Genomic DNA, 25,580 nt, shown 5'->3' with positions numbered 1-25,580 from the left:
GCGACTCCTTGAGCTGTACAGGGCGTTCAGGTAGAAAGCTCTACCGCTATGTATGGGAATATATAGCGGTTGGCCATTGCCGGTACAGTGCAAAGTTGCCGCTGATGTCAGTGGCGCGAGAGCCTGGCCAACGCCTGCTCGGACAATTGGCGAGTCAGGTCATAAGTGGACAGGTCTTTGCCAAGGCGCAGTGCCTGGCCCGCCCACAGGTTACTGAAACCCGCTTCATCCTTGGCCTTGAGCGGCATCAACGCGCCACCGGCTTGGGGGAAGGCCGGGGCGCTCGGGTTGATCGGGCCGAGTTCACGCATCACGCGGTTGACGATGCCCCGCGCCGGTCGGCCGGTGAAGAGGTTGGTCAGTGCCGTCTCGCTGGCCTGGGCATGGCGCAGCGCGTGGTGGTGAGAGGCGGTGATGCTGGCTTCGGGCGTGAACAGGTACGCCGTGCCAATCTGCACCGCCGAGGCGCCCAGGGCCAGCGCGGCGACGATGCCACGCGCATCACCGATGCCGCCTGCGGCAATCACTGGCACGCTGACCGCGTCGACCACTTGCGGCACCAGTGCCATCAAACCAATCTGGCTGTTCAGATCTTCACTGAGGAATAGGCCGCGGTGCCCGCCAGCTTCCATGCCCATGGCGATAATCGCGTCACAGCCGTGTTCTTCGAGCCACACGGCTTCCTCAACGGTGGTGGCCGATGACAGCACCTTGGCGCCCGTCGCCTTTACTCGCGCCAGCAAAGACTTTTCCGGCAGGCCGAAGTGAAAACTCACCACTTGCGGGCGCAAATCTTCTACCAGCTGGCAAGCCGCGTCGTTGAACGGGGCGCGATTGGACACTGGGGTGGGCGCTTCAAAATCGGCGCCGAGTTCGTGGTAGTAAGGTTGCAGCGTGTCCTTCCAACGGCGGTCACGCGCTTCGTCGGCTGGGGGCGGCTGATGGCAGAAGAAGTTCAGATTCAACGGCCGTGTACTGGCCAGGCGGATGACCGTCACCGCTTCGCGCAGTTGCTCGATACTCAGCGCGGCAGCAGGCATGGAGCCCAGCGCACCGGCCCGTTGAGCCGCGATGACCATGGCGGTGGTCGTCGCGCCGGCCATGGGCGCCTGGATGATCGGCACGTCAATGCCCAGCAGGTCGAGAATACGGGTGTCTGGCCAGGTGCTCATGGGGGGCGTCTCCAGCGTTAATAGGGCATTTCGCTGTTTTAGCAGGGCCGTCGGCGCCGGGCCACTCTGTTTTATTCACTGGACGAGAACGGCGTTTTATGAAGAGGGTGTTTCGCGCTCCAGCAGCTCACGTTTGCGCTCCACCCCCCAACGATACCCAGACAGCTCGCCATTGCTGCGCACCACGCGATGGCAGGGAATCGCCACCGCCAGGTGGTTGGCACCACAGGCCTGGGCCACGGCGCGAAAGGCCGTGGGCGCGCCGATACGCTCGGCTATCTGCGCATAGCTGGCGGTACTGCCTACCGGGATTTCGCGCAATGCCTGCCATACCCGTTCCTGAAAGGCCGTACCGCGCAGGTCCAAGGGCAAATCCAGGCCCAGGGCAGGGGCTTCGACAAATCCCACCACTTGGGCGACCAACTGCTCAAAATCCTGATCCGCGCCCACCAGCTCGGCCTTGGGAAACTGATCTTGCAGGTCGCGCACCAGTTTGTCCGGGTCGTCGCCGAGTAAAATCGCACACACGCCACGCTGACTCTGCGCCACCAGAATCGCCCCCAGCGCGCATTGGCCGACGGCAAAGCGAATGGTGTTATTGGCACCGCCGGCTTTGTAGTCCTTGGGTTTCATGCCCAGCAACTGGTCAGCCGCTTCATAAAAACGGCTGTTGGCGTTAAAGCCCGCGTCATAGAGGGCGTCCGTCACTGACTGCTGCCCTTTGAGGCCATCGCGGACCTTGCGTGAGCGCAGGGCGCTGGCGTAGCGCTTGGGGGTCAAGCCGGTGCCGGTTTTGAACACACGGTGGAAGTGGAACGGGCTCAACCCGGCCTGGCGTGCCAGTACTTCCAGGCTCGGGGGCGTTTGCGCCTGTTCGATCAGCCGGCAGGCGTCGGCGACTAACTGCGCATGGTAAGCCGCCAGTTGAGTCTGATCGCCCGCAGCGCGCTTGCTGGCACGATACCCCGCGGCTTCAGCCTGAGCCGGGGTGTCGAAGAACTCGATATTCTCGGGGCGCGGCAAGCGCGAAGCGCTGCTGGCGCGGCAATACACGCCCGTGGTTTTCACGCCGTAGACAAACAGGGCGTCTGCCTTGGCATCGCGGGCAATGATGGCGGCCCAGCGCGGATCCAGTTCGTTGTTCATGGCCTGCACTCTTGACGGTTCAGGGGCAGATTAAGCGTGCCGTCCGCCCACGACACTCCGAAGCTTGCGGTCAAATCAGCCGGCGGTGCGAAAGGTCAGGTTGATGCGTTGCGCGCCCATGACCGGATGCTCGCCGGCCTTGATCGGCATCACCCCATGAAAGCGCAGGCGATCGACCCCGCCCCACACCACCACATCGCCATGAAACAGCGAGACTTTTTGCGTTTTTTGACTGCGCTCATGGCCACCGAACAGAAAAATCGCCGGCAGGCCCAGGGACACCGAGACCACCGGCGCGCTGTAGCTGCGCTCGTTCTTGTCCTGGTGCAGGGACATCTTCGCCCCCGGCACGTAACGGTTGATCAGGCAGGCGTCGGGCAAAAAATCACTGAAGCCGGCCTCGGTTGCCGCTGCCTCGGCCAGTTGGCGCAACGCGTCGGGCATGGCGGGCCAGGGTTGCTGGTTGCGCGGGTCGAGTGGGCTGTAGCGATAGCCACGGGGATCTGTGGTCCAGCCCAGTTCGCCGCAACTGCTCAGCGCCGCCGACATGGTGAAGCCACCGGGCGTGACCATTTGCCGAAAGGGGGACTGAGCCAGCACGCGCCGCAATTCAGGTAGCAACCGCTCAATCCAGGGCAGGGCATAGCCCCTTAGAACGTAGGACTCTTCGCCAATCTGCTCGCGCCCGGCAGGTTGCTGCAGGGCATCATCGGCGAACAAATCGGCAGTAGGGCCCGACATGACTTACAGCGCCTTGCTCACAGTAATGTCAGTAATTTCGTCACTGGCATCGTGAATTTTTGCGAGGGCTTGCTTGGCTTCTTCGAGGCTGTTGGTGGTCAGCTGGGCAAATTCGAAGCGGCGCTCGCCGTTGAGCTTGTACTTGATGACGTATTTGGTCGTAGGGGTCACAGCTTGTTTCCTGTCGGTTGCTGGTTCAGCTCAGCTTGGTGCTGGTGCGACGAACGATGCGGATCTTGTGGGACAGCGCCGGCTTGCGGGTCACGCTAATGGCGCGACGGGTCACCACATCAAGGGTGATGTTCCAGAACCCGGTGCTGGGCGCGGTGATCTTGGCCGGGAATTTATCAAATGCACCGCCGTGGTAGGTATGGCGGCCGCCATTTTTAAAGCTGCGAAAGTTCGCGTCGCTCATCAGGCGGATGTTGCAGGTCTGCGAGCATTCGATAACGACAATGTCTCCCTCGTTGAGATGCTCACGCTGGTGGATGAATTTCATGGGGTGTCTCCAGAAGGGCTTTTTCTGAAAAATCAGAACGATACGTAGGTTAAGATGGAGTTTATCAGCCCCAGCGCGTTTATTATCGGGCCGTCGTCGACGACTTCGACAATTTAAAACAGTTATTTACCGTGTAATGAGAGATAAATCCTACGTTGATGGGAGAAATTTACCATCCCCGCTGTCGTAGGATCTTTATCGGAGGTTTTAGTATGAAGTGGAGTGTGTTGGTGCTGGCCTTGGCAATTGCTGGGTGTGCTTCGGTTGCAGATATCAAGCAGACCCCGCCAACGTTGGTGGTCATCTCAGGGAAGAAACCGCAGGAATATGCGGCGTGTGTTGTACGCAAACTGGAGGCGACTCGTCGCCCGCCACAGATCGAACCCCATAAAGACGGTATTCAGGTCATCGTGCCTCAGAAGTTTTCGGCGGACCCTTCCGCGATCTTCGAAATCGAAGACCGCTCCAGCGGTAGCAGCATCAAGCTTTATGAAAGCATGTCCAATGTGCCGATCCGGCCAGGCGACGTGAAGAAAGCCGGGGAAGAGTGCATTTCCGGCTGAGTCTGGTTTGACTGTCAAGGCGTCTCACCCTACGCACTGAACCCGATAAAAAGCCCCGATCCTGCAGGATTGGGGCTTTTTTTTGCCTGTGTGTTCGTGCTGATTGGGCAGGGCATCCGTTAAACTGTGGCGCATTCACTTCAAAGATGCCGCTCAAACCCTGGGTTCGAGCGGCATTTGTTCTTTCTGGAAAGCCCGTTATGAAACGAGAACACGTCAAAGCCCGTCATGCCGAAGGTCAGATTTCGGCGACCCATGTCATCCAGAACCCCGCCGACCTGGGCGAGTGGATCGTATTTTTCAAGAAAAGCGGCGGCCGCAGTTACTTCCTGGTGGACGATCAGGACGAGGTCGAATCATTTGCGCGCCTGGATGACCTGATCGAAATCCTGCGCGGCCTGGGCATCAAGTTCGCCGAGGTGCATCTGTAGCCGGCGGCTTACTTGCACACCACCACCACACTGCGGCCCTTGAAGTTGCCCACGTCCTGGCCCAGGGTCTTTTCACTTTCCTTGAGGGCTGGAGTGCCGTCGGTGCCGACAATGCGGTAACCGGTGCCGGCACAGGAGGCGTCGGCTTTCTCGTAGCAACTGGCCCATGAGTTGGCCTCGCCCGAGCAGTCGATGGTCAAGCCTTGCTCGCCATTTTTCAGCAGCGTGTCGGACGTGGTGGTGCAACCGGCGAGTGCCAGTACTGCGGTCAGTGCCAGGATTTTTTTCATAGAAGTCATCGTCGAGAAGAGGTGGGGGGCGCTGACACTGTCGTGGGGCGTTGGCGCGGATTATAGCGAACTGCCACCTGGCGTGCAGTCTCAGAAAACAAGATCTGCAACGGCACACCTCCCGGGCTGACTTGGCGCTTAGCCTTACTGACTTATGGCACCCCCATCACCAGCACACCGCTTCCGCTGATGGCCCCTGCGGTAGGCAGTGACCCGGCACGCCGCACCAGCGTGAAGGTCACGTCATCGCCGCCCACGCCTTGCTCCTTCCATCATGACCCTCGTGCGGTCCGCGCTTAGCGTTTAATGAGGCGAAACAACTAAGTAAGCGTTCGGCGCCGATTGTATGCAGGTGAGCAGAAACAGGCGCCCACAAAAAAGCCCCAATTAACGGGGCTTCTTTGTGGGCGTGAGCGGCTTACTTTGTTTTCGGGCGCTTGCTCGATGCGTGGCCTGCTTCATCTACAAACACTTCAGCTACAGTGACCGCCTGGCTCTCGGTCGAGAATGTCCCGGCAACGCTGTCGCCGTGAAAATTGATCAAGTGCCAGCCGTCTGTGCGCTGGGTGATCAGGTAGCCGTTTACACCTTTGGGTTCTGACATCTATTGGCAATCTCGTGGTCTGGTTCAAGGCCTGCATGATACCGCCAAATGCCGAAGGAGGGCGCAAGTTGTTGCAGGTCAGTGCCAGGCGGCCAAAAGCGTGCTAAAACCATTACAGCCCTTTAAATAAGGGGGGCAGGGCGTATTTTGACTGACCGTTGGTGAGGCCCTTTGCAGGATCAGCGGAACTTACGCCGACATTTTTTCTCTATGATGACATCGCAACGCCAGCAGGACCCATTGTAAGGTGACTGCGGCCTGATTAGACTGCGCCGAATTCCGTACGCACAGCCCTTTGTAAGGACTCATATGATCAAGAAATGCTTGTTCCCAGCAGCCGGTTACGGCACTCGCTTCTTGCCAGCGACCAAAGCCATGCCCAAAGAGATGCTGCCGGTGGTGAACAAGCCACTGATTCAGTACGGCGTGGAAGAAGCCCTGGATGCCGGCCTGAACGAAATCTCCATCGTTACCGGCCGCGGTAAGCGCGCCCTGGAAGACCACTTCGACATCAGCTATGAGCTGGAAAACCAGATCAAAGGCACCGACAAGGAAAAATACCTGGTCGGTATCCGTAAACTGCTCGACGAGTGTTCGTTCTCTTACACCCGTCAGACTCAGATGAAAGGCCTCGGCCACGCCATCCTTACCGGCCGTCCGCTGATCGGCGACGAACCGTTCGCCGTGGTGCTGGCGGATGACCTGTGTGTGAACCTGGAAGGTGATGGTGTGCTGACCCAGATGGTCAAGCTCTACCAGAAATACCGCTGCACCATCGTTGCGGTCATGGAAGTCAACCCGACCGAAACCAACAAGTACGGCGTTATCGCCGGCGACGATATTGGCGATGGTTTGATCCGTGTGCGTGACATGGTCGAAAAGCCGGCGCCGGAAGATGCTCCGTCGAACCTGGCGATCATCGGTCGTTACATCCTTACCCCGGACATCTTCAAGCTGATCGAAGAAACCGAGCCGGGCAAGGGCGGCGAAATCCAGATCACCGATGCGCTGTTGAAGCAAGCCAAAGACGGTTGCGTGATCGCCTACAAGTTCAAAGGGCAGCGTTTTGACTGCGGTGGCGCCGAAGGCTACATCGAAGCAACCAACTTCTGCTACGAGCACTTCTACAAGACGGGCAAGGCTTACTGATTCGCGCTTGCCGCACTGTTTTAAGAGAAAGCCACCTTCGGGTGGCTTTTTCGTTTTTCAGCCCCATGTAAGTCGGTATGCTGGTGTACTGCCGAGGAGAGTGAAATGGCCTACGATTTTGACTTGTATGTAATTGGCGCCGGTTCCGGCGGTGTTCGTGCGGCGCGCTTTGCCGCAGGCTTCGGTGCCAAGGTGGCCGTGGCGGAAAGCCGCTATCTGGGCGGCACCTGTGTGAACGTCGGCTGCGTGCCAAAGAAGCTGTTGGTATACGGCGCGCATTTTGCCGAAGATTTTGAACAGGCCAGCGGCTTTGGCTGGTCCCTGGGCGAGGCGAACTTTGATTGGGCGACCCTGATCGCCAACAAGGATCGCGAGATCAACCGCCTCAACGGTATCTATCGCAACCTGTTGGTCAACAGTGGCGTGACCCTGCATGAAGGGCATGCACGCCTGGTCGATGCTCATCAGGTAGAGATCAACGGTGAGCGCTTCACTGCCAAGCACATCCTGATTGCTACCGGCGGCTGGCCGCAGATCCCTGAGATTCCAGGGCGCGAGCACGCCATTGGCTCCAATGAGGCATTCTTCCTTAAAGAGCTGCCCAAGCGCGTGCTGGTGGTGGGCGGTGGTTATATCGCCGTTGAGTTCGCCGGCATCTTCCACGGCTTGGGCGCGCAGACCTCATTGCTGTATCGCGGTGACTTGTTCCTGCGCGGCTTTGATGGTTCGGTGCGCACCCATCTGAAGGAAGAGCTGACCAAGCGCGGCCTGGACTTGCAGTTCAATGCCGATATCGAGCGTATTGACAAGCAGGCCGACGGCAGCCTCAAAGCCACTTTGAAGGATGGCCGCGTGCTGGAAGCCGATTGCGTGTTCTATGCCACTGGCCGCCGTCCGATGCTGGATAACCTGGGCCTGGAAAATACCGGCGTGAAGCTGGACGAGCGCGGTTTTGTCGAGGTGGATGATCTCTACCAGACCGCCGAGCCTTCGATCCTGGCGATTGGCGATGTGATTGGTCGGGTGCAACTGACGCCGGTGGCCCTGGCTGAAGGCATGGCCGTGGCGCGGCGGTTGTTCAAGCCCGAGCAATACCGCGCAGTGGATTACGCCAACATCGCGACGGCGGTGTTCAGCCTGCCGAATATCGGCACAGTCGGCCTGACAGAAGAAGATGCGCGCAAAAATGGTCACAACGTGCAGATCTTTGAAAGCCGGTTCCGGCCGATGAAGCTGACCCTGACCGATTGCCAGGAAAAGACCTTGATGAAGCTGGTGGTCGACGCCGACACCGACAAAGTGTTGGGTTGCCACATGGTCGGCCCGGATGCGGGTGAAATCGTGCAAGGGCTGGCGATCGCGCTCAAGGCGGGCGCGACCAAGCAGCATTTCGATGAAACCATCGGCGTGCATCCTACGGCGGCGGAAGAATTCGTCACCATGCGCACGCCTGTGGCGGACTGATCAGGTTGGTTCTGCTGTCTCTGGCGCCGTTGCAACGACGGTCGCCAGGCGCAGGGCTTCGATACTTGCCTGGGCCTTGATCAGGTCCAGCTCAAGCGCCTTGTTGTGCTGCTGGTGTTCAAGCAGGGCCGCTTGGCGCGTTTGGCTGTCCAGCACGGCAACCCGCAGGCGTTCCTGGAGCAGGGTGCGTTCGCTGTCGATCTGGCTGAGTTGCTCCTTGAGTTTCAGCTGCAGCGCCTGGTCCTGGCGTGCTTGCTCCTGCAGCGCATTCAATTCCTTGGCGGTCACTCGCTGCTCACTCAGCAGGCGCTCGTTATCGCGATGCAGTTGGGTGATTTCATCCTGACGCACCAGTGCGCTTTGCTGTGCCTGACGCAGTTCGGCCTGTACCTGTTGCAACTGGCCCTCATGGCGACGCTGTTCCTGCTCACGCTGCTCCTTGATGGCAGTGCGGTAATGCTCAAGCGCATCGCGCGCGTGCAGGTGTTTTTCTTCCAGTGAGCGAATCTGCTCGTCCTTGTCGTTGAGCCTTAACTCGTAATCGCTGCACGCCTGGCTCAACCCGGCGTTACGGGTTTGCTCGGTTTGCAGGCTGGTGGCGGCGGTTTGCAGTGCAGCGCTTTCTTCCGCCAGGGCAGCAGCCTGGATATCAAATTGCTGCTTGAGCTGAGTGTGCGCCTCTTCAAGCGCTTCAACCTGGGCGAGCAGGGCGGATTTCTGCTGTTCGAACTGTGCCAGCGCCAGGTCAATCGGCTCCTGAGCCTTGTCTTTCAAGCGCTGGGCCAGGCGCGCAACCAGCTCACCAAGCTCCTCGTCAATCGGCGCCTCGGTGATGGTCTGCCGGGTTTCGCTTTCGTCCAGCTCCTTTAAATAGCGATGAATAGTGGTTTTCGAGCCGGTATTGCCCATCTCGATCCGTACCGCGTCGATGCTGGGGTTTTCACCGCGGGCAAGGATTGCCAGGCGTGCCGTCTGAACTACTGCTTTGTTTATGCCGCCGCGAGCCATGGAGTCTCCGTCGATTTAGTACTGTGGTACATGGTATGTATATACATACTTTAACACGAATAAAAACTCGTTGAAATTCATGATTTAACAGATGGGATATTGGCGTATTATCCCGTGTCATAACGGTTTTAACCGCCATTCCCGCTGAAGGCAGTACGAAACGACACTCATGAGCGACCTGGATCGATATCTCAACGCTGCGACCCGCGACAACACGCGCCGCAGCTACCGCGCGGCGATCGAGCACTTTGAAGTGAGTTGGGGCGGGTTCCTGCCTGCCACCAGCGACAGCGTGGCGCGTTATCTGGTGGCGCACGCCGGAGTGCTGGCAGTGAACACTTTGAAACTGCGGCTCTCGGCACTGGCGCAGTGGCATACCAGCCAGGGCTTTGCTGATCCGACGAAAGCGCCGGTGGTGCGCAAGGTGCTCAAGGGGATTCGTGCCGTGCACCCGGCGCGCGAGCGGCAGGCTGAACCTTTGCAGTTACAGCACCTGGAGCAGGTGGTGACTTCGCTGGCGCTTGAGGCAGCCCTGGCTGGCGAAAATCAGGATCAGCCTCGGTTGTTGCGTGCCAAGCGTGACACTGCGCTGATTTTGCTGGGCTTCTGGCGAGGGTTTCGCAGTGATGAGCTGTGCCGATTGAGTATTGAACATGTCCAGGCTGTGCCCGGCGCCGGGATCAGCCTGTACCTGCCGCGCAGCAAAAGTGATCGAGACAACCTCGGCAAGACTTACCAGACACCGGCGCTGCTGCGCTTGTGCCCAGTGCAGGCTTACAGCGACTGGCTCAGCGCCTCGGCACTGGTGCGCGGGCCGGTGTTTCGCGGCATCGACCGTTGGGGCAACCTGGGCGAGGAGGGGCTGCACCCCAATAGCGTCATCCCGTTATTGCGTCAGGCGCTTGAGCGCGCAGGCATTCCCGCCGAGCAATACACCAGCCACTCCTTGCGACGTGGCTTTGCTACCTGGGCCCATCGCAGTGGCTGGGACTTGAAGTCGCTGATGAATTACGTCGGGTGGAACGACATGAAATCCGCCATGCGCTATGTTGAAGCGACGCCGTTTCTGGGCATGACCCTGGCGAACCCAGCGCTGATTTAGAATTTCTTCTATTAATACGGTCATCCGATAGAGAAAGCCAATCGTCAGCATCAGGTTTGCCAATGAGCCATCGACCGACAGAGCCGGTAGGATTCATCTCATCAACTTCTTAACCCCTGACGGAGAGTCAACGATGCCTATCATCAACAGCCAAGTAAAACCGTTTAAAGCCACCGCTTTCAAAAACGGCAGCTTCGTGGATGTGACCGACGCTGACCTGAAAGGCAAGTGGTCGGTAGTGTTCTTCTACCCAGCCGACTTCACCTTCGTTTGCCCAACCGAACTGGAAGACCTGGCTGACAACTACGCCGAATTCCAGAAGCTGGGCGTCGAAATCTACAGCGTTTCCACCGACACCCACTTTGCCCACGCTGCCTGGCACAACACTTCGCCAGCCATCGGCAAAATTCAGTACACCATGATCGGCGACCCGACCCTGACTATCTCCCGCAACTTCGACGTGCTGATCGAAGAAGCTGGCCTGGCAGACCGCGGTACTTTCGTGATCAACCCGGAAGGTCAGATCAAGATCGTTGAGCTGAATGACGGTGGTGTTGGCCGTGACGCTTCCGAGCTGCTGCGCAAAATCAAAGCTGCTCAATACGTTGCTGCTCACCCAGGCGAAGTGTGCCCAGCCAAGTGGAAAGAAGGCGAAGCCACTTTGGCTCCGTCCCTGGACCTGGTCGGCAAGATCTAAGTCTGTGAAGACGTATCAAGGGCGGGAATCCGCACCTAAGTAAGCTGCATCCGCCCTCAAAACGCCCGGGCGAGATTCGCTCGGGCGTTTTTTTGTCTGCAATAAACCGAATGAACAGGAAATCGCCCGTATGTTGGACGCCAATCTTAAAGCTCAGTTGAAGTCATACCTGGAACGGGTCACCCAGCCGATCGAGATCGTCGCCTCCCTCGACGACGGCGCGAAATCCCAGGAAATGCTTGCTCTTTTGCAGGACGTCGTCAGCCTGACGACACTGATTACCTTGAAAACCGATGGTGATGATGCGCGCAGGCCATCGTTCTCCATCAACCGCCCAGGTGCCGATATCAGCCTGCGTTTCGCCGGCATCCCCATGGGCCATGAATTTACTTCGCTGGTGCTGGCCCTGCTGCAAGTCGGTGGCCACCCGTCGAAGGCCAGTGTCGAAGTGATTGAACAGATCCGCGCGCTTAAAGGCGAGTTCAGCTTCGAGACTTACTTTTCGCTGTCGTGCCAGAACTGCCCGGACGTGGTCCAGGCGCTGAACCTGATGGCGGTGCTGAATCCGAATATCCGTCACGTAGCGATCGACGGCGCGCTGTTCCAGGCCGAAGTCGACGAGCGCCAGATCATGGCGGTGCCCAGTGTCTACTTGAACGGGGTGAACTTCGGCCAGGGTCGCATGGGCCTGGAAGAAATTCTCGCCAAACTCGACACCAGCGGCCTCGAAAAAGCCGCCGAGAAAATCAGTGCCAAAGAGGCGTTCGATGTATTAGTGGTCGGCGGCGGCCCTGCCGGTTCCTCGGCGGCCATCTACGCAGCTCGCAAAGGTATCCGTACCGGCGTGGCGGCTGAACGTTTTGGTGGCCAGGTGCTGGACACCATGTCCATCGAGAACTTTATCTCGGTACAGGAAACCGAAGGGCCGAAACTGGCCAGTGCGTTGGAAGCGCATGTGCGTCAGTACGACGTGGACATCATGAACCTGCAGCGCGCCAGCAGCCTGGTGCCGGCGAAAAACGCCGGTGAGCTGCACGAAATTCGCTTCGAAAGCGGTGCGACCCTCAAGTCCAAGACCGTTATCCTGGCCACTGGCGCCCGCTGGAGAGAGATGGGTGTGCCAGGTGAGCAGGAATATAAAGCCAAGGGCGTGTGCTTTTGCCCGCACTGCGATGGCCCGCTGTTCAAGGGCAAGCGTGTTGCGGTGATCGGCGGCGGTAACTCCGGTGTGGAAGCGGCTATTGACCTGGCCGGGATCGTCAGCCACGTCACGCTGCTTGAGTTTGACAGCAAGTTGCGCGCCGATGCCGTGCTGCAACGCAAGCTTTACAGCTTGCCGAATGTGGATGTGATTACCAGTGCGCTCACCAGCGAAGTCAAAGGCGATGGTCAGAAAGTCACCGGCCTTGCCTACAAGGACCGCGACAGTGGTGAGTTCAAGACAATCGACCTGGAAGGCATCTTCGTACAGATCGGTTTGCTGCCCAACACCGACTGGCTCAAAGGCACTGTGGAGCTGACGCCTCGCGGCGAGATCATCGTTGATGCCCGTGGCGAGACCTCGCTACCTGGTGTGTTTGCGGCCGGTGACGTCACTACCGTGCCCTACAAGCAGATCGTGATTGCGGTAGGCGAGGGCGCCAAGGCTTCGCTGAGTGCATTCGACCACCTGATTCGCACATCAGCGCCGGCATAAGCGACATGCGTAAAACCAAAAAGCCCCATGAGCGATCATGGGGCTTTTTGTTTCCTGCGTGCTGCGCCAGATGCGCCGTGGGTTACATCGGCGCCGGCTGGATGATCTCGACCCAGTAACCATCCGGGTCCTTGATGAAGGCCAGGCTCTTCATGCGGCCATCCGTCAGACGCTTCTGGAAATCGCAACCCAGCGCTTCGAAGCGCTCGCACGCAGCGACGATATCCGGCACCGAAATGCAGATGTGGCCGAAGCCGCGCGGGTCGGTATTGCCGTTGTGATAGGCAAAGTCGGCGTCGTTTTCGGTGCCGTGGTTATGGGTCAGCTCAAGGATGCCCGGAATCGATTTCATCCACTGGGTGCGCTCGGCGGCGTCGGCCGGGATTTGAGCCTTGTCCACCAGGGCCAGGAAATACAGGCTGAATTCGGCTTCCGGGAAGTCGCGTTTTTCCACCAGGGAGAAACCCAGCACGCGCGTGTAGAAGTCCAGCGATTGGGTGATGTCTTTGACCCGCAACATGGTGTGGTTGAACACGAAGTTTGCAGTGGCGGTGTCAGGTTGGGCAGTGACGCCCGGGAAGGTGTTCAGTTCGTGCAGGCTCATGGGCCCTCCAGAAAAAATGGGGCAAAGCGGTCCCTTGGCATGCGGCAAGCGTCCGTGCTGCCGGCTCATGATACGCAAGGCGCGCCTGCCGCGCCAAATGAAAAAGCGCACGCGGCCCTTGCGAGCGGCAGGTCTGGGGCCGCAAACTTTGCGGCTTGAACCCTGGGTGCTTTTCACAATGATCGAGTTTCGTAAATCGCTGTTGAGTACGTTGTGCCTGATGCTGGGGAGCCCGCTCGTATTGGCGGCCGACCCGGAAATTCATTGGCCCGGCGGCTGGCAGGTCGAAGAAATCCTGCCCGACGGCGAAGCCCCCGTGACGGCTCAGAAGGTGTCTCGCCAGCGCGCGATCAAGAATGATGAAAACGGCGCAACCCTGATGGTCATGGAGTTGACCGGCACGCCAATTGAAACCGGACATAAAGTTAATCTTCCAGGCGTGTTACTGGAAATGCGCAAATCGATTCAGAAGGATTTTGCCCAGGGTGGTTATCAAAGCGTGTGCAGCAAGATGCATCCTACGACATTGAGTCGCCTTGAAGCGTTGGAAACTACTTGCGTGATAACCGAAAACGGGCGGCATGTGTTGTCACAAACATTGGTCGGCGCAGTGGATACAGATAAGGCCTATGTATTTTCTTACGCGGGCCAGGCGCAAGCCTACGAGGCGAGCAAGGACGAAGTCAGTTCGGTACGTAACAGCCTGAAACTTTGAGTCGAACGATTTTAGTGATTTTGAACAAAATCAACGGCTGGTTAAGTTCGTTTTCGAACCGTCAACCGCAAAAAAAGCCCCGCATGTGCGGGGCTCTTTTTAGTGCGGGGTGATTAGCCGCGCAGCCAGGAATCTACCGTGGCGGCGCCGTACTCTTCTTTCCACGCTTTCAGGCCGCGGTGGTTGCCGCCCTTGGTCTCGATCAGCTCGCCGGTATGCGGGTTGTGGTAAACCTTGACGACCCGTGCACGGCGCTGCTTGGGCGCTGCGGCGATGGTTGCACCCGCTTTGCGCGGGGCTGGATCAAGAATGGCGATGACATCGCGCAGACTTTTGCCGTAGCTGTCCATCAGCTTTTTGAGCTTTTCCTCGAATTCGATTTCTTTCTTCAAGCCTGCGTCGTTCTTCAAGGATTCCAGCTGTGCCAGCTGCTCTTGAAGGGCTTTTTCTGCTGCGCGAAATTCGGCAAGTCTGGACAAAATCTGTACTCCAATAGTGTAGTGGCTGATATCAACTGCAGACAAAGCTATAAGCCAGGAACGTTAACACGACGTCAACGAAAAAGACCCTTCTGCGAGTTCTGCACAGGCAGAAAAATTGTAGTAGTTAATCTCTCTGGAGTAAATCATGTCTTCTGTCCAAATAACACTCTTTCAGCGGTGGCCTAACGATTTAATGAATTCATCGCAGGGTAACGGCTTGCCGAACAGGTAACCTTGTAAGAAATCCACACCCTGGGCGACGAGGTATTCACACTGTTCTGCTGTTTCCACACCTTCGGCAACAATGCCAAGGTCAAGCTTGACCGACAGTTCTATGATGCTGTCCAGTATATGCCGCGACAGCGCATCCGCACCGATCATGGCAACGAAGCTCTGGTCAATCTTCAAGTAGTCGACATTGAAGTTGCGCAAGTAACCGAGGCTGGAATGGCTGGTGCCGAAGTCATCGATCGCAATCATCACCCCCAACTGATGCAAGGCGTCAAACAGACTGCGGGTGGTCTCGGTGGGCTCGATCAGCTCGCGTTCGGTCAGTTCCAGTACCAGGGTGACCCGGCCAGGTGGGAAGGCGGCGAGGAATTCCTGGCAATCGGTCACCAGCTCAAGGTCCTGGCAATGCCGCGCGGTAATGTTCACGCCAATATGGAAGCCGGGGTGGAAGCGTTGGGCATGGGGCGCCAGTTGCGCGGCGGTCTGGCGCAGCAGGGCGCGAGTCATCGGCACGATGAGGCCGGAGTCTTCGGCCAGGGGAATAAACAGGTCTGGTCGCACCAGACCCTCTTTTGGATGTTTCCAACGCATCAGCACTTCGCAACCGGCCCACTGACGTGTATCACCGCGCACCACGGGTTGGAAATACGGGATAAATTCGTTGGCGCTTAATGCTCGTTGCAGTTCCTGGGTGGGTGCCGACGAGCGTTTTTGCAGCCAATGGGCGAGGACGCCGGCCAGCACACCGAAGAACACCATCAGGCTGAATAACGCGGGATAACGGGCTTGCATATAACGCCAGGTTTCTCCTTCCGGCATACCGGCCTCGACGCTGTAGTGATAGCGCGCGGACGCCAGATGCTGATGGGCCACGGCAAATACCGGCACGGCATCGTTGTGCACTTTGCCATCGGCATCCAGCCAGTTGGGTCCCACTTGCAGCACCAGGTGGGCGTAACGGCTGATCAGGCGCAAGGCATTGGTAAGGTGGTAGCTGTCAATCGAGGCAAACGCGCCTTGATCACCCTCCACCAGGCGATAAACCAGCAACGCCGTATCCGGCGTGACAGGGTTGCCATTCATTAGCCACAACCGGCCGCCCACATAGTCATCCGGGTTGACCTGCGATTGTTTGTCGCCGCCAAACAGTGACGTGCAGTAAATGTTTTCCTGCCAGGACAACGTCGTGGCGCGTACGAACGGCCTGCGGGTGACCTGTTCGCGCAGCGCCAGTTTCGCCGCGTTATCGCAGGGCTTACCCGCCAATGGCAGCAAATCTCGAGCGGCGAGGGCAGTATTGTCGAGCATCAAGTCGAATTGGCGTACCGCTTCCTGAGCCGTTTGCGTGGTGCTTTGTTCAAGCGTGCGTTCCGCTTGCCAATAAAGAATCACCACCCCCAGCAAAATCGGGAGCAGGCCACAGGTTGCGCTGATCACATAACGTGTGGCTCGCCCTCGCGGGCCTTTGGCGGTCAGGGGCATAGGGGCAGTCAATCTACGCAAAAAGAAAGGGATGTGCCGATGATAGATGGCATTACGAAGGTGCGCTTGCTAGCGCAACGCGCTCGGGGGTGTTTATCGCCCTTAACCCATTAACGGCGGTGATCTGCGGCGCACTGTTGTTGGACGAAGCCTTGAGCGTGCCCATGCTGGTGGGCGGCATGGTGATTCTGCTGGGTATCTATCTGTGCAACAAACCCCTTGCACGAAGCAGGGCAATGGGGATTTGATAAGAGTACGGACAAACCTGGTTACGCTGTGTAGAATCGGTTTACGCATACAAGAATATGGACTTGCGCTCACGCAAGCCTCGGCCGTCAGAGACTGATGACACCATGAAGCTACTCGGCTCCCCCCTCATCTTTGGTGACTTCCTCGCCCGCAGCGTGCGGGGCCTTTCCTGTGCGCCACCCTCGAACCTCATCCTTGCTCGCAACTGATCAATTGCTACTTACAAGAATGATGAGGCATCGAAATGACCGACCAATATGAAAACCCAATGGGCCTGACGGGCTTTGAATTTATCGAATTCGCATCGCCGACGCCCGGCACGCTGGAGCCGATCTTCGAGATCATGGGCTTCACCAAGGTGGCGACCCACCGTTCCAAAGATGTGCACCTGTATCGCCAGGGCGAGATCAACCTGATCCTCAACAACGAGCCGGGCAGTCTTGCCGCTTATTTCGCGGCCGAACACGGCCCCTCGGTGTGCGGCATGGCGTTCCGCGTCAAGGACTCGCAAAAAGCCTACAACCGGGCCCTGGAACTGGGCGCTCAGCCGATCCATATTGAAACCGGGCCGATGGAGCTGAACCTGCCGGCGATCAAAGGCATCGGCGGTTCACCGTTGTACCTGATCGACCGCTTCGGCGAAGGCAACTCGATCTATGACATTGATTTCGTCTATCTCGAAGGCGTTGACCGCAACCCGGTAGGCGCTGGCCTCAAGGTTATCGACCACCTGACCCACAACGTCTATCGCGGGCGCATGATCTATTGGGCCAACTTCTACGAAAAACTGTTCAACTTCCGCGAAGCGCGCTATTTCGACATCAAGGGCGAGTACACCGGCCTGACCTCCAAGGCCATGAGCGCGCCGGACGGCAAGATCCGCATCCCGCTGAACGAAGAATCGTCCAAGGGCGCCGGCCAGATCGAAGAGTTCCTGATGCAGTTCAATGGCGAAGGCATTCAACACGTGGCATTCCTCACCGACGACCTGGTCAAAACCTGGGACGCGCTGAAGAAGATCGGCATGCGCTTTATGACCGCACCGCCAGACACCTACTACGAAATGCTTGAAGGCCGCCTGCCGAACCATGGTGAGCCGGTGGACCAGTTGCAATCGCGTGGCATCCTGCTGGACGGTTCGTCGGTTGCTGGCGATAAGCGTCTGCTGTTGCAGATCTTCTCGGAAACCCTGATGGGGCCGGTGTTCTTCGAATTCATCCAGCGCAAGGGCGACGATGGATTTGGCGAAGGCAATTTCAAGGCGCTGTTCGAGTCGATTGAGCGCGACCAGGTGCGGCGTGGTGTGCTGACTACCGACTGAGTACTTCGTTAAAGCAAAACGGCCCGGTTTTTACCGGGCTTTTTTGTGTCTGTTATACCGAGTTGCAATTGGTGGGCGGTGAAACAGGAACAGATGTTTCTTAAAAAATCACATAGAGGCGAGGAGCGCAGAAAAACCTGCGCTTCAATTCCGAAGAGGTGCGCTTATGAATGTGAATTCTCCTACTCTAAAACCGCCGTCAGGTGCTCCGATCTCACCGCAGCACGCAGACCCCGTCCGCAATGTGCGCTCGACCCATAACGTCGATCCCATCAACATGGCGCGCAAGCGCTTTTGCGATGAGGGTGAAGAACAGTTTCGCAGTGGTGACTTAACTGCCAGAGGGCACGCGTTGGTGAAGGCGGTTGTGTACCCAGATAAAGCCGGAGCCCCTGGTGTGCAGGTCTCGACATTTGCCGTCAACGGGTTTCAATCCCAGGATATGGTAATGATCCAGCGGGTCCCCCCCTCGACCGAAGGCCCCAATTTTGTTGTGTATATGCCGGAAGATGAATTCATGTCGTTTCACGAGTTCGATACCGTCGAACAGATGACTGACTGGGTTAAGGCTGTAGCCACAGACCCGATTGCGCGGGCCCAATTTGTACGGCACTTTGCCAATTCGAGATCACCAGGGCAGCAGGGACGGGTGGAGCAGAGCCTGGTTCAGTTCGAAGCCGGCGACACCAACGTAGTGGTGGGGCGTTTTGCGATCGTGAAGGGCGACGTCTTTGAGCGCCTGAACATGGACGTCGTTCCGTTTGAAGGGCTCTGCGAATGGAAATACGTGGGTGTCGGGCCCAAGGGCACGCCCATTTATCAAGGGCGTCAGCCAGATGGACAGGTGGTGCTTTATTCTTTCGACGCTTACGGAAACCTACAAGGGGCCAGAGGGAAGAACGAATATTTCTTTGTTCAAAACGGGCTGAACGAACACAAAGCGCTCATACCGATGACGCAAAAAAAGTTCCTGCACAAAGTCGTCAGCAGCGCGCTGGACAACTCTGGGGCTAATGACTTGCGCGGGCTTTTGGATGAACTTGTGAAGCAGCTCAGAAACCCAGGGCACAGTATTGGGACGGCACTCAAAGAGCTAGGCGTTCCTGACGACGTTGCCACCTCTATTGAGGAAATACTGAAAAACCCTGTGGCGGGAACGCTGCTTGAATTGAACCATGACAATCGGATCGGCAAGGTGTTTGGTGTCGATAAAGAAACGATGGATGCCCGCTTGGAAAGTGTGGGTCACACCATACAGAGCAATATTCCCCGTTATGGCACCTGGAGAAAAAGGTTAAATGAGCTGGCCGATACCATCGAAGAAAAGGCCGGCACGTACGAAGAACCGTCCCCAGAGGTGAGGACCTGATTCCATCCTCGCCGTAATAACGAGGGGTACGGATACCCCCACACCCTCTATTCAGGCCCGGCGCTGACGCACCAAATGCTTGAACCCTTCATACACCAGCACCATCACCGCCAGCCAGATCGGAATATAGGTCAGCCACTGTCCGCCCTCGATCCCTTCGCCCAACAGCAACGCCACAGCCAGCAGCAGCACTGGCTCCACATAGCTGAGTAGCCCGAACAGGCTGAACGCCAGCAAGCGACTGGCAATGATGTAGCTCACCAGTGCCGAAGCGCTGATCAAACCCAGCATCGGAATCAGCGCGTAGAGTTTGGGATGTGCATCGAGCACCGCAAAGCCCTGTTCGCCGCTCTGCACAAACCACCAGGCTACCGGCAGCATGAGCGCCATATCCAGCCACAGCCCACCCAAATGGTCGGTGGTCAGGTATTTGCGCACCACGAAATACACCGGGTAGCCGATGATCACCACCAGGGTTGCCCAGGAAAAACCACCGGCCTGATACAACTCGTTCAGTACGCCCAGCACCGCAAACACCACGGCGATCTGCTGCAACCGTGACAACCGCTCGCCGTAGACCAGGCGCCCGGTGAGCACCATGGTCAGCGGCAGCAGAAAGTACCCCACCGACACATCCAGGCTGCGCCCATTCAGCGGCGCCCACATAAACAGCCACAATTGCACACCGAGCAAGGCAGAGGACACCAGTACGCCGCCGATCAGGCGCGGCCTGGCCGCCAGCATGCGCAGCAATTCCCACACCCGACGCCATTCGCCGCTGACGATCATGAACACCGTCATGCATGGGACGGTGAGCAACATGCGCCAGCCAAAAATCTCCAGGCCACTCAACGGTGTGAGCAGTGACGTGAAGTAATACATCACGGCAAACAACACCGAGGCCAAGACCGATAACACTACACCTTTAGACACGCTGTCCTCGCGAAAGCCGATTCATATCCAGTTCAAGGGCGGAGTATGGCGGTTTTTGCGAGAAATAGAATGTGCCTGCCGGTTAAGCACTAGAGCAGACATCCAATCACCTGAGGCGAGCGAGCTTGCTCCCTCGCCTCAGTTTTACCGGTTCTTCTCAAGGCATCAGGCAGATGTCAGCCCGCTGGCAACGCCACTCGGCCGGAAACGAAATGGCCCACATCATTGAACCCCGGTGTGGAGGAATGCCCTGGCGTGACCAGCGAATCAATGAATGCCTCATCCTCAGCTGTGACGTTGACCTCCAGCGCGCGAGTGTAGGCATCCCACTGCGCCTCGGTACGCGGCCCGACAATTGCCGAACTCACTGCCGCGTTGTTCAGCACCCAGGCGATGGCGAACTCTACAATCCCCACGCCACGTCCCTGGGTGTATTGCTGGATCAGCTGGGCGATGCGCAGCGACTCAACCCGCCATTCGGTTTCCAGGATGCGCTTGTCCTGGCGCGCGGCACGGCTGCCTGGCTCGGGTGTAACGTCAGGCGCGTACTTGCCACTGAGCACTCCTCGTGCCAGCGGGCTGTAAGGCACCACACCCAAACCATAGGCTGCCGCCGCGGTGATTTGCTCGACCTCGGCCTGGCGGTTGACGATGTTATACAGCGGCTGACTGATGATGGGTTTATCCACCCCCAGACGTTCGGCCACGCGAATCACTTCAGCGATGCGCCACCCGCGGTAATTGGACAGGCCCCAGTAGCGGATCTTGCCTTGGCGGATCAGGTCTCCGATGGCCGACACAGTCACCTCCAGAGGCGTGCCGTGGTCTTCACGGTGCAGGTAGTAAATGTCCAGATAATCGGTATCCAGGCGCGTCAGGCTGGCTTCCAACGCATTGAAGATGCGCTTGCGGTTCAACCCGCTGCGATTGGGCAAACCATCGGCGGGGCCGAAACCGACTTTGGTGGCCAGCACCCAATCCTGGCGATTGCGCGCAATGGCTTCGCCGACGATCTCTTCGGAGCGCCCGCCGGTGTAGACATCGGCGGTGTCGATAAAATTGATGCCCTGGTCCCAGGCCTTGTCGATGATACGCAGAGAGTCTTCGGTGCTGGTCTGTTCGCCAAACATCATGGTGCCGAGCGTCAGTGCGCTGACCTTCAACCCGGACTGGCCCAATGTGCGGTAAATCATGCAAAGCTCCTTGTGGCAGGCAAATGTGAGTCATGCAATACCAGACCCGACGGCTCTGGAACAAGCCCTGGGCGTATTTCTTCATGTGCGCAGCAATGTCTGGCAGCGTGCCTGTAAAAAGCGACGCAGCACTTACACCCGCTCCGACACGTGCAGGCGGTGAGGGCACATCAGTTGATGTAACGGGGCATTGTCTGTTGGGCGCAGGGGGCGGACGGAAGAAGTGGCAGTGGGCGGTTGTAAAACAGGCGTTGGCTTGCCGGTGGGGTGCATAAGTATCTACACAACTTTGCAGTCGCCAACAGTAACCACGATGCGAAGCGGGCCGCTCTTGCTCTTGCTCTTGATCTGCTCTTGATCTTAGGCGCCCCGTCAAACCACGCTGGCCGGAATTCGACAGGGATTTGGGGGGTAAACCGGCAGGGATGCCGGTTTAGCCGCCCCGCGCCATGGATGGCGCGTGGCGGCGGCCCCCCAAATCCATGGCGGATTACGGGCACACCGAGCCTAAGCGAGGTGCCGAGTGGTGGGGCAAGAGCCTTTTGGTTACTTTTGGGCTCTTTTCAAAAGTGACCCGCTGTAAAAGCGGAACCAATAATGGCCGTTACCCAAACAACGGATATGTACTCGATCTGATCCAGCATCCTGACCGGCTGCCAGGCCGCCATCGGGGGCAAGCCCCCTCCCACAGGTCCGGCTTCGCACCAAAGTTGTGTAGATACCCGTGCGGTGGGTGACAAGCCAACCTTGACAGGAAGCAAAGCCAACTCAAGCCCTGTTCAGCGCAAAGTTACCATCGACCAGCGTGAACTCTTGCCCGTCGTATGCCTGGAACGAGCAGGTAAAAGTGCCTGAGGCTTTATCATCGGAAGCCAGTTCATCCAGCAACAGCTCGCCCGCGTATGCAGTAAAGGCCAAGCCGGGCACCCGTTGATACTGAATCCGAACCTGATTGTTTCCCGCCAAGTCGTGCTTCAGACCGCTCGCGGCTTTGTCGATGACGATCCCGATAATATTACGAACCTGCGGCAGCCCGTCATCCTTGTGCTCGCCTATAAAGATCCAACGATCCGGTCTATGTCCATCAAAGTTTGAGCTGTCAATTCTCAGTTCATTGGCGACGAAATGGGGCCCTGGATGCGGTCCCCCCACGAAAGTAGCGCTCAGGTGGCCCTTTGCGGGGTACTGTGCGGTAAGGCCAGTTGAAAGGCCGGTCAGTTCCGCCTTACCGTCGAGCGTTAACCGGCTGCTTCCAAAGGCTGCGGTACAGTTGAACGACGCGGTTATATGCGTGCCATCGAAAGCCACTACCACCGTTCCTTCAAATGCGACATAAGTTTGGTTGCCCTGGTGTTCGCGGGTCCAAAAGTGGAGCCTGGCTTTGCCATCTGCAAAATTATAAGTATGTGGAGTTGCGTCCAGGGGGAGATCGGCGGGCAGGTACACATCACAGGCCAGGTAGTCTTCGGGCGCCTCGGATAAACGGTGGAGCCCTGCCAAATGCCATTCTTCGCTGGGATCTCGGTGCAGCCGCATCTCGCCGGCGTCGCCGGTGAAATCAATGTGCAGGTCACCCCGGACGGTGACTTCAAACGTCCCTTCAGTGTTTTTTGCTGTTTTGCCAGTCATGTCAACGCTCCTCTGCGGTCGGTGGGCAATCGCCACACCGACAGCGTAAGAAACCTCGAAAGTGCTGGATACTGTCAGGTATGACAGGTTTAAGTGACGGCTTTTTAATTCCAGATCGTGCTTTAGGTTAACGCGCCAAGCAGGCGCAAGCGCCTTGAAGCCTGACGCCGCTTACTGTTATGCCTTGAGGGTACGGGTCATGCGCAACGCCAACACGCTCCCCCCCACAATCACCGCCGCCAGCAAGTACAGCGCCACATCAGTGGATCCGGTAGCGTCTTTCACAAACCCCACGATATAGGGGCTGAGAAAGCCCGCCATCTGCCCCATGGAGTTAATCAGCGCCAGACCACCCGCCGCCGCGCCTGCACTAAGCATGGCAGTGGGCACCGGCCAGAACATTGGCAGTCCGGTGAGAGCACCCATGGTGGCGATGGTCAGGCCAAGAATGGCGATGGCAGGCGTAGTGGCGAAGTTCACCGCAATCACCAGGCCGATTGCGCCCATCAGCATGGGCACTACCAAATGCCAGCGGCGTTCCTTGCGCAAATCAGCGGAGCGGCCCACCAGCAACATGAACACCGCCGCGAGCAAATAGGGGATCGCACTGAGCCAGCCAATCACCAGGTTATCGCTGAAACCCAGGCTCTTGATAATTGACGGCAACCAGAAGTTGATGGCGTACACGCCGCTCTGGATGCAGAAGTAGATCAGGCCGAACGCCCAGATCGCCGGGTTCTTGAACACTTCGGCCAGCGAGTCGCTGGTGGTTACGGGCTTGTTCGCCAGGTCAGTGGCCTGGTCGGCTTCCAACACGGCGCGCTCATGGGGTTTGAGCCACTTGGCGTTGGCGAAACTGTCACTGAGCAGGAAGTAGGCGAGGGCGCCGAGGATTACGGTGGGGATGCCTTGCAGCAGGAACATCCACTGCCAGCCGGCCAAGCCCCCTTGGCCGGCGGCGAAGTGGTTGAGAATCCAGCCGGAAAACGGGCTGCCGAGCAAGCCCGATACCGGGATCGCCGACATGAACAGCGCCATGATCCGCCCACGGCGGAAGGTCGGGAACCACTGGGAGAGGTACAGCACCACACCGGGGAAGAAGCCAGCCTCGGCGGCGCCGGTAAACAGGCGCAAGGTGTAAAAGTGCGTAGGGGTGGTCACGAACAGCAGACACGTAGACAGCGTGCCCCACACGATCATCATCAGCGCAATCCAGCGCCGTGGTCCAAACCGGGTCAGTGCCAGGTTGCTCGGCACGCCGCACAGCACATAGCCGATAAAGAAAATCCCGGCGCCCAGGCCGTACACGGTTTCGCTGAACTTCAATGCATCGAGCATCTGCAACTTGGCAAAGCCAACGTTGACCCGGTCGAGGTAGTTGAACAGATAGCAGATGAAGATGAAGGGGATCAGGCGCAGGGTGATGCGCTTGTAGATGGCGTTTTTATCGTCATCGCTGGCCAGTGCGGCAGTGGCGCTCTGTGGCATGGGGATTCTCTCTTTATTATGATTTTTCGCGGCGCGAGGGTAACGTTGACCGCCCCCACAGTCTCGGCGACGTCATGGGCGACTGTCTTTGTGCCGACGCACAGCTAAGCCGCGTTTGCGCTGTGCCGGTGAACAACCTGTCTTTTTAGGAAATTAGCCCCATGTTCGAGCTGGATCATGACTTGGCGCAGGAGATTGTCGATCGCACCATGGCCATCCTGCCGTATAACGTCAACGTCATGGACAGCCAGGGCCTGATCCTCGGCAGCGGCGAGCCGGAACGTATCAATACTCGTCACGAAGGCGCGCAACTGGTCCTGGCCAATGGCAGGGTGGTAGAAATCGACGGGCAGACCGCCAAGCATCTCAAGGGTGTGCAACCTGGCATCAACCTGCCGCTCATGCATGATCAGCGTTTGATCGGCGTGCTGGGCATTACCGGCGAACCGGATGGGCTGCGCACCTATGCCGAACTGGTGCGCATGACGGCTGAAATGTTGGTCAGCCATCGCCACCAGCAAACCGAACAACAATGGCGCCGCCAGCGTTGCGATGATCTGCTGGCCTTGCTGCTGGCCGACAATGGCGACTCACCCCGCCTGGTGGATGAAGCCCGGCAGCTGGGCCTCAAGCCAAACCTTGCGCGCACGCCATACCTGTTCGAAATGGGCCCGGGCCAATCGGCAGAAGCTTTGAGCGCCTGGCTCACCAGCCGCTATCCCGACAGTTGGTGCGTCAGCCCTGCGCAGTTCTCCCTGCTGTGGTGCCGGCCTGCCGCTGTGCAGGTCGATAATCCGCGCTTGCTGGAAAAACTCGACGGCCTGGGCTGGAATATCCTGCGCGTTGCCGTCGGCGGGCAAGCGGATGGCCTGGCTGGGCTGCGCCGCTGTTACCGGCGGGTGGGGGATCTGCTTGCCTATGGCCGCGATCTGCTGCCGCACACCCGCCTGTTAACCCTCAATCGTTATCGTCTGCCGGTCATGCTCTGGCGCCATCGTAACGACGACGCCCTGGACGAACTGCTCAATCCTTTGCGCAAAGTGCTGGCCAAGGACGGCAACGGGCAACTGCTGGCCACCCTGCGCAGTTGGTGCGAGCACGACGGGCAAAGCCAGGCGTGTGCCGATGCCTTGGGCATCCACCGTAACAGCCTGCGTTACCGCATGGAGCGCATAGCCGAACTCAGCGGCATCGATCCGCTGACCCTCGACGGTATGCTTGCCTTGTACCTGGGAGTGCAGTTGTTGCCTCACCCCCTGTAGGAGCGAGCTTGCTCGCGAAAAACTCAAGGACACCGCGCATATCCAGGATGGGCGCGTTAT

At 58.2% G+C, this 25,580-nt stretch carries 26 protein-coding genes and 2 pseudogenes; 12 read left to right on the top strand and 16 right to left on the bottom strand.

Annotated elements, in window-relative coordinates:
- Nucleotides 1–107: 107 nt before the first annotated feature.
- The 5 genes from JFT63_RS11795 to JFT63_RS11775 all read right to left on the bottom strand — a co-directional run bounded on the left by JFT63_RS11795 (nucleotide 108) and on the right by JFT63_RS11775 (nucleotide 3,558).
- Complete coding sequence (locus tag JFT63_RS11795; protein WP_198844000.1) at nucleotides 108–1,172, bottom strand: NAD(P)H-dependent flavin oxidoreductase; 1,065 nt, start codon at nucleotides 1,170–1,172, stop codon at nucleotides 108–110.
- Between the two features lie 96 nt (nucleotides 1,173–1,268).
- Complete coding sequence (ada, locus tag JFT63_RS11790) at nucleotides 1,269–2,318, bottom strand: bifunctional DNA-binding transcriptional regulator/O6-methylguanine-DNA methyltransferase Ada (protein ID WP_198843999.1); 1,050 nt, start codon at nucleotides 2,316–2,318, stop codon at nucleotides 1,269–1,271.
- A gap of 75 nt (nucleotides 2,319–2,393) precedes the next feature.
- Entirely contained in the window at nucleotides 2,394–3,059 is a 666-nt protein-coding gene (gene alkB, locus JFT63_RS11785; RefSeq protein ID WP_198843998.1) for a DNA oxidative demethylase AlkB, read from the bottom strand.
- 3 nt (nucleotides 3,060–3,062) lie between these two features.
- Nucleotides 3,063–3,230, bottom strand: a complete 168-nt coding sequence (locus JFT63_RS11780; RefSeq protein ID WP_198843997.1) for a hypothetical protein — start codon at nucleotides 3,228–3,230, stop codon at nucleotides 3,063–3,065.
- 25 nt (nucleotides 3,231–3,255) lie between these two features.
- Nucleotides 3,256–3,558, bottom strand: a complete 303-nt coding sequence (locus JFT63_RS11775) for a DUF1883 domain-containing protein (protein ID WP_003173824.1) — start codon at nucleotides 3,556–3,558, stop codon at nucleotides 3,256–3,258.
- 212 nt (nucleotides 3,559–3,770) lie between these two features.
- Between JFT63_RS11775 and JFT63_RS11770 the strand changes: the two genes are divergently transcribed.
- Nucleotides 3,771–4,121, top strand: a complete 351-nt coding sequence (locus tag JFT63_RS11770; protein ID WP_005788197.1) for a hypothetical protein — start codon at nucleotides 3,771–3,773, stop codon at nucleotides 4,119–4,121.
- A gap of 200 nt (nucleotides 4,122–4,321) precedes the next feature.
- Entirely contained in the window at nucleotides 4,322–4,552 is a 231-nt protein-coding gene (locus JFT63_RS11765) for a hypothetical protein (protein ID WP_057703370.1), read from the top strand.
- An 8-nt stretch (nucleotides 4,553–4,560) separates the two neighbouring features.
- Here the strand turns inward: JFT63_RS11765 and JFT63_RS11760 are convergent, their stop codons facing one another.
- The 3 genes and pseudogenes from JFT63_RS11760 to JFT63_RS11755 all read right to left on the bottom strand — a co-directional run bounded on the left by JFT63_RS11760 (nucleotide 4,561) and on the right by JFT63_RS11755 (nucleotide 5,446).
- Nucleotides 4,561–4,842: a hypothetical protein gene (locus JFT63_RS11760; protein WP_057703369.1), complete on the bottom strand. Its 282-nt coding sequence runs from the start codon at nucleotides 4,840–4,842 to the stop codon at nucleotides 4,561–4,563.
- 152 nt (nucleotides 4,843–4,994) lie between these two features.
- Nucleotides 4,995–5,099 (bottom strand): annotated as a pseudogene (locus tag JFT63_RS30085) (fimbrial protein); the annotation flags it as partial.
- 161 nt (nucleotides 5,100–5,260) lie between these two features.
- Entirely contained in the window at nucleotides 5,261–5,446 is a 186-nt protein-coding gene (locus tag JFT63_RS11755; RefSeq protein ID WP_057703368.1) for a hypothetical protein, read from the bottom strand.
- A 309-nt stretch (nucleotides 5,447–5,755) separates the two neighbouring features.
- On the opposite strand from JFT63_RS11755, the gene galU reads away from it, so the two are divergent.
- Together galU and gorA are read left to right on the top strand one after the other, a co-directional pair.
- On the top strand, nucleotides 5,756–6,595 hold the full coding sequence (gene galU, locus JFT63_RS11750) for a UTP--glucose-1-phosphate uridylyltransferase GalU (protein WP_003173830.1): 840 nt from the start codon (nucleotides 5,756–5,758) through the stop codon (nucleotides 6,593–6,595).
- 105 nt (nucleotides 6,596–6,700) lie between these two features.
- On the top strand, nucleotides 6,701–8,059 hold the full coding sequence (gorA, locus tag JFT63_RS11745) for a glutathione-disulfide reductase (RefSeq protein ID WP_198843996.1): 1,359 nt from the start codon (nucleotides 6,701–6,703) through the stop codon (nucleotides 8,057–8,059).
- On the opposite strand, the gene JFT63_RS11740 is transcribed toward gorA, so the two are convergent.
- The gene (locus JFT63_RS11740) at nucleotides 8,060–9,067 is read right to left on the bottom strand and encodes a DNA-binding protein (protein ID WP_198843995.1); all 1,008 of its coding nucleotides are present in this window, start codon (nucleotides 9,065–9,067) and stop codon (nucleotides 8,060–8,062) included.
- 169 nt (nucleotides 9,068–9,236) lie between these two features.
- Here JFT63_RS11740 and JFT63_RS11735 point away from each other — a divergent pair, with 169 nt between their 5' ends.
- The 3 genes from JFT63_RS11735 to ahpF all read left to right on the top strand — a co-directional run bounded on the left by JFT63_RS11735 (nucleotide 9,237) and on the right by ahpF (nucleotide 12,562).
- Nucleotides 9,237–10,169: a site-specific integrase gene (locus JFT63_RS11735; RefSeq protein WP_198843994.1), complete on the top strand. Its 933-nt coding sequence runs from the start codon at nucleotides 9,237–9,239 to the stop codon at nucleotides 10,167–10,169.
- Between the two features lie 133 nt (nucleotides 10,170–10,302).
- The gene (ahpC, locus tag JFT63_RS11730) at nucleotides 10,303–10,866 is read left to right on the top strand and encodes an alkyl hydroperoxide reductase subunit C (protein WP_003191303.1); all 564 of its coding nucleotides are present in this window, start codon (nucleotides 10,303–10,305) and stop codon (nucleotides 10,864–10,866) included.
- A gap of 130 nt (nucleotides 10,867–10,996) precedes the next feature.
- Nucleotides 10,997–12,562: an alkyl hydroperoxide reductase subunit F gene (gene ahpF / locus JFT63_RS11725; protein ID WP_057703364.1), complete on the top strand. Its 1,566-nt coding sequence runs from the start codon at nucleotides 10,997–10,999 to the stop codon at nucleotides 12,560–12,562.
- An 82-nt stretch (nucleotides 12,563–12,644) separates the two neighbouring features.
- Here the strand turns inward: ahpF and gloA are convergent, their stop codons facing one another.
- Nucleotides 12,645–13,166, bottom strand: coding sequence for a lactoylglutathione lyase (gloA, locus tag JFT63_RS11720; protein ID WP_057703363.1), 522 nt, complete (start codon nucleotides 13,164–13,166; stop codon nucleotides 12,645–12,647).
- Between the two features lie 178 nt (nucleotides 13,167–13,344).
- Here gloA and JFT63_RS11715 point away from each other — a divergent pair, with 178 nt between their 5' ends.
- Nucleotides 13,345–13,881, top strand: a complete 537-nt coding sequence (locus JFT63_RS11715) for a DUF4946 domain-containing protein (protein ID WP_057703621.1) — start codon at nucleotides 13,345–13,347, stop codon at nucleotides 13,879–13,881.
- A gap of 113 nt (nucleotides 13,882–13,994) precedes the next feature.
- Here JFT63_RS11715 and JFT63_RS11710 read toward each other — a convergent pair whose 3' ends face one another.
- On the bottom strand, nucleotides 13,995–14,360 hold the full coding sequence (locus JFT63_RS11710; RefSeq protein WP_032875443.1) for a histone-like nucleoid-structuring protein, MvaT/MvaU family: 366 nt from the start codon (nucleotides 14,358–14,360) through the stop codon (nucleotides 13,995–13,997).
- 174 nt (nucleotides 14,361–14,534) lie between these two features.
- Nucleotides 14,535–16,076: an EAL domain-containing protein gene (locus JFT63_RS11705; protein ID WP_198843993.1), complete on the bottom strand. Its 1,542-nt coding sequence runs from the start codon at nucleotides 16,074–16,076 to the stop codon at nucleotides 14,535–14,537.
- A 71-nt stretch (nucleotides 16,077–16,147) separates the two neighbouring features.
- On the opposite strand from JFT63_RS11705, the pseudogene JFT63_RS11700 reads away from it, so the two are divergent.
- The 3 genes and pseudogenes from JFT63_RS11700 to JFT63_RS11690 form a co-directional block, all read left to right on the top strand.
- Nucleotides 16,148–16,324 (top strand): annotated as a pseudogene (locus JFT63_RS11700) (EamA family transporter); the annotation flags it as partial.
- 245 nt (nucleotides 16,325–16,569) lie between these two features.
- Complete coding sequence (gene hppD, locus JFT63_RS11695) at nucleotides 16,570–17,646, top strand: 4-hydroxyphenylpyruvate dioxygenase (protein WP_057703361.1); 1,077 nt, start codon at nucleotides 16,570–16,572, stop codon at nucleotides 17,644–17,646.
- 166 nt (nucleotides 17,647–17,812) lie between these two features.
- On the top strand, nucleotides 17,813–19,015 hold the full coding sequence (locus JFT63_RS11690; RefSeq protein WP_198843992.1) for a dermonecrotic toxin domain-containing protein: 1,203 nt from the start codon (nucleotides 17,813–17,815) through the stop codon (nucleotides 19,013–19,015).
- Between the two features lie 51 nt (nucleotides 19,016–19,066).
- Here the strand turns inward: JFT63_RS11690 and rarD are convergent, their stop codons facing one another.
- The 4 genes from rarD to JFT63_RS11670 all read right to left on the bottom strand — a co-directional run bounded on the left by rarD (nucleotide 19,067) and on the right by JFT63_RS11670 (nucleotide 24,258).
- A complete protein-coding gene (gene rarD / locus JFT63_RS11685; RefSeq protein ID WP_057703359.1) occupies nucleotides 19,067–19,948 on the bottom strand; it encodes an EamA family transporter RarD in 882 nt (293 codons plus the stop codon).
- Nucleotides 19,949–20,124: 176 nt separating this feature from the next.
- Nucleotides 20,125–21,141 carry an aldo/keto reductase gene (locus tag JFT63_RS11680; RefSeq protein WP_198707854.1) on the bottom strand — a complete coding sequence of 339 codons (1,017 nt, stop codon included), beginning with the start codon at nucleotides 21,139–21,141 and terminating at the stop codon, nucleotides 20,125–20,127.
- 768 nt (nucleotides 21,142–21,909) lie between these two features.
- Nucleotides 21,910–22,770: a hypothetical protein gene (locus JFT63_RS11675; protein WP_198843991.1), complete on the bottom strand. Its 861-nt coding sequence runs from the start codon at nucleotides 22,768–22,770 to the stop codon at nucleotides 21,910–21,912.
- Nucleotides 22,771–22,947: 177 nt separating this feature from the next.
- Nucleotides 22,948–24,258 (bottom strand): MFS transporter, encoded by a 1,311-nt coding sequence (locus JFT63_RS11670; RefSeq protein WP_057703356.1) that lies wholly within the window; start codon nucleotides 24,256–24,258, stop codon nucleotides 22,948–22,950.
- A gap of 161 nt (nucleotides 24,259–24,419) precedes the next feature.
- On the opposite strand from JFT63_RS11670, the gene JFT63_RS11665 reads away from it, so the two are divergent.
- Entirely contained in the window at nucleotides 24,420–25,520 is a 1,101-nt protein-coding gene (locus JFT63_RS11665; RefSeq protein ID WP_198707856.1) for a sugar diacid recognition domain-containing protein, read from the top strand.
- Nucleotides 25,521–25,580 lie beyond the last annotated feature (60 nt).

The sequence above is a fragment of the Pseudomonas sp. MF7453 genome, from assembly GCF_016405455.1.
In the GTDB taxonomy this organism is placed as follows: domain Bacteria; phylum Pseudomonadota; class Gammaproteobacteria; order Pseudomonadales; family Pseudomonadaceae; genus Aquipseudomonas; species Aquipseudomonas paralactis.
Note: the sequence above shows the minus strand (reverse complement) of the source record. Positions and strands in the feature narration are given on the sequence as shown.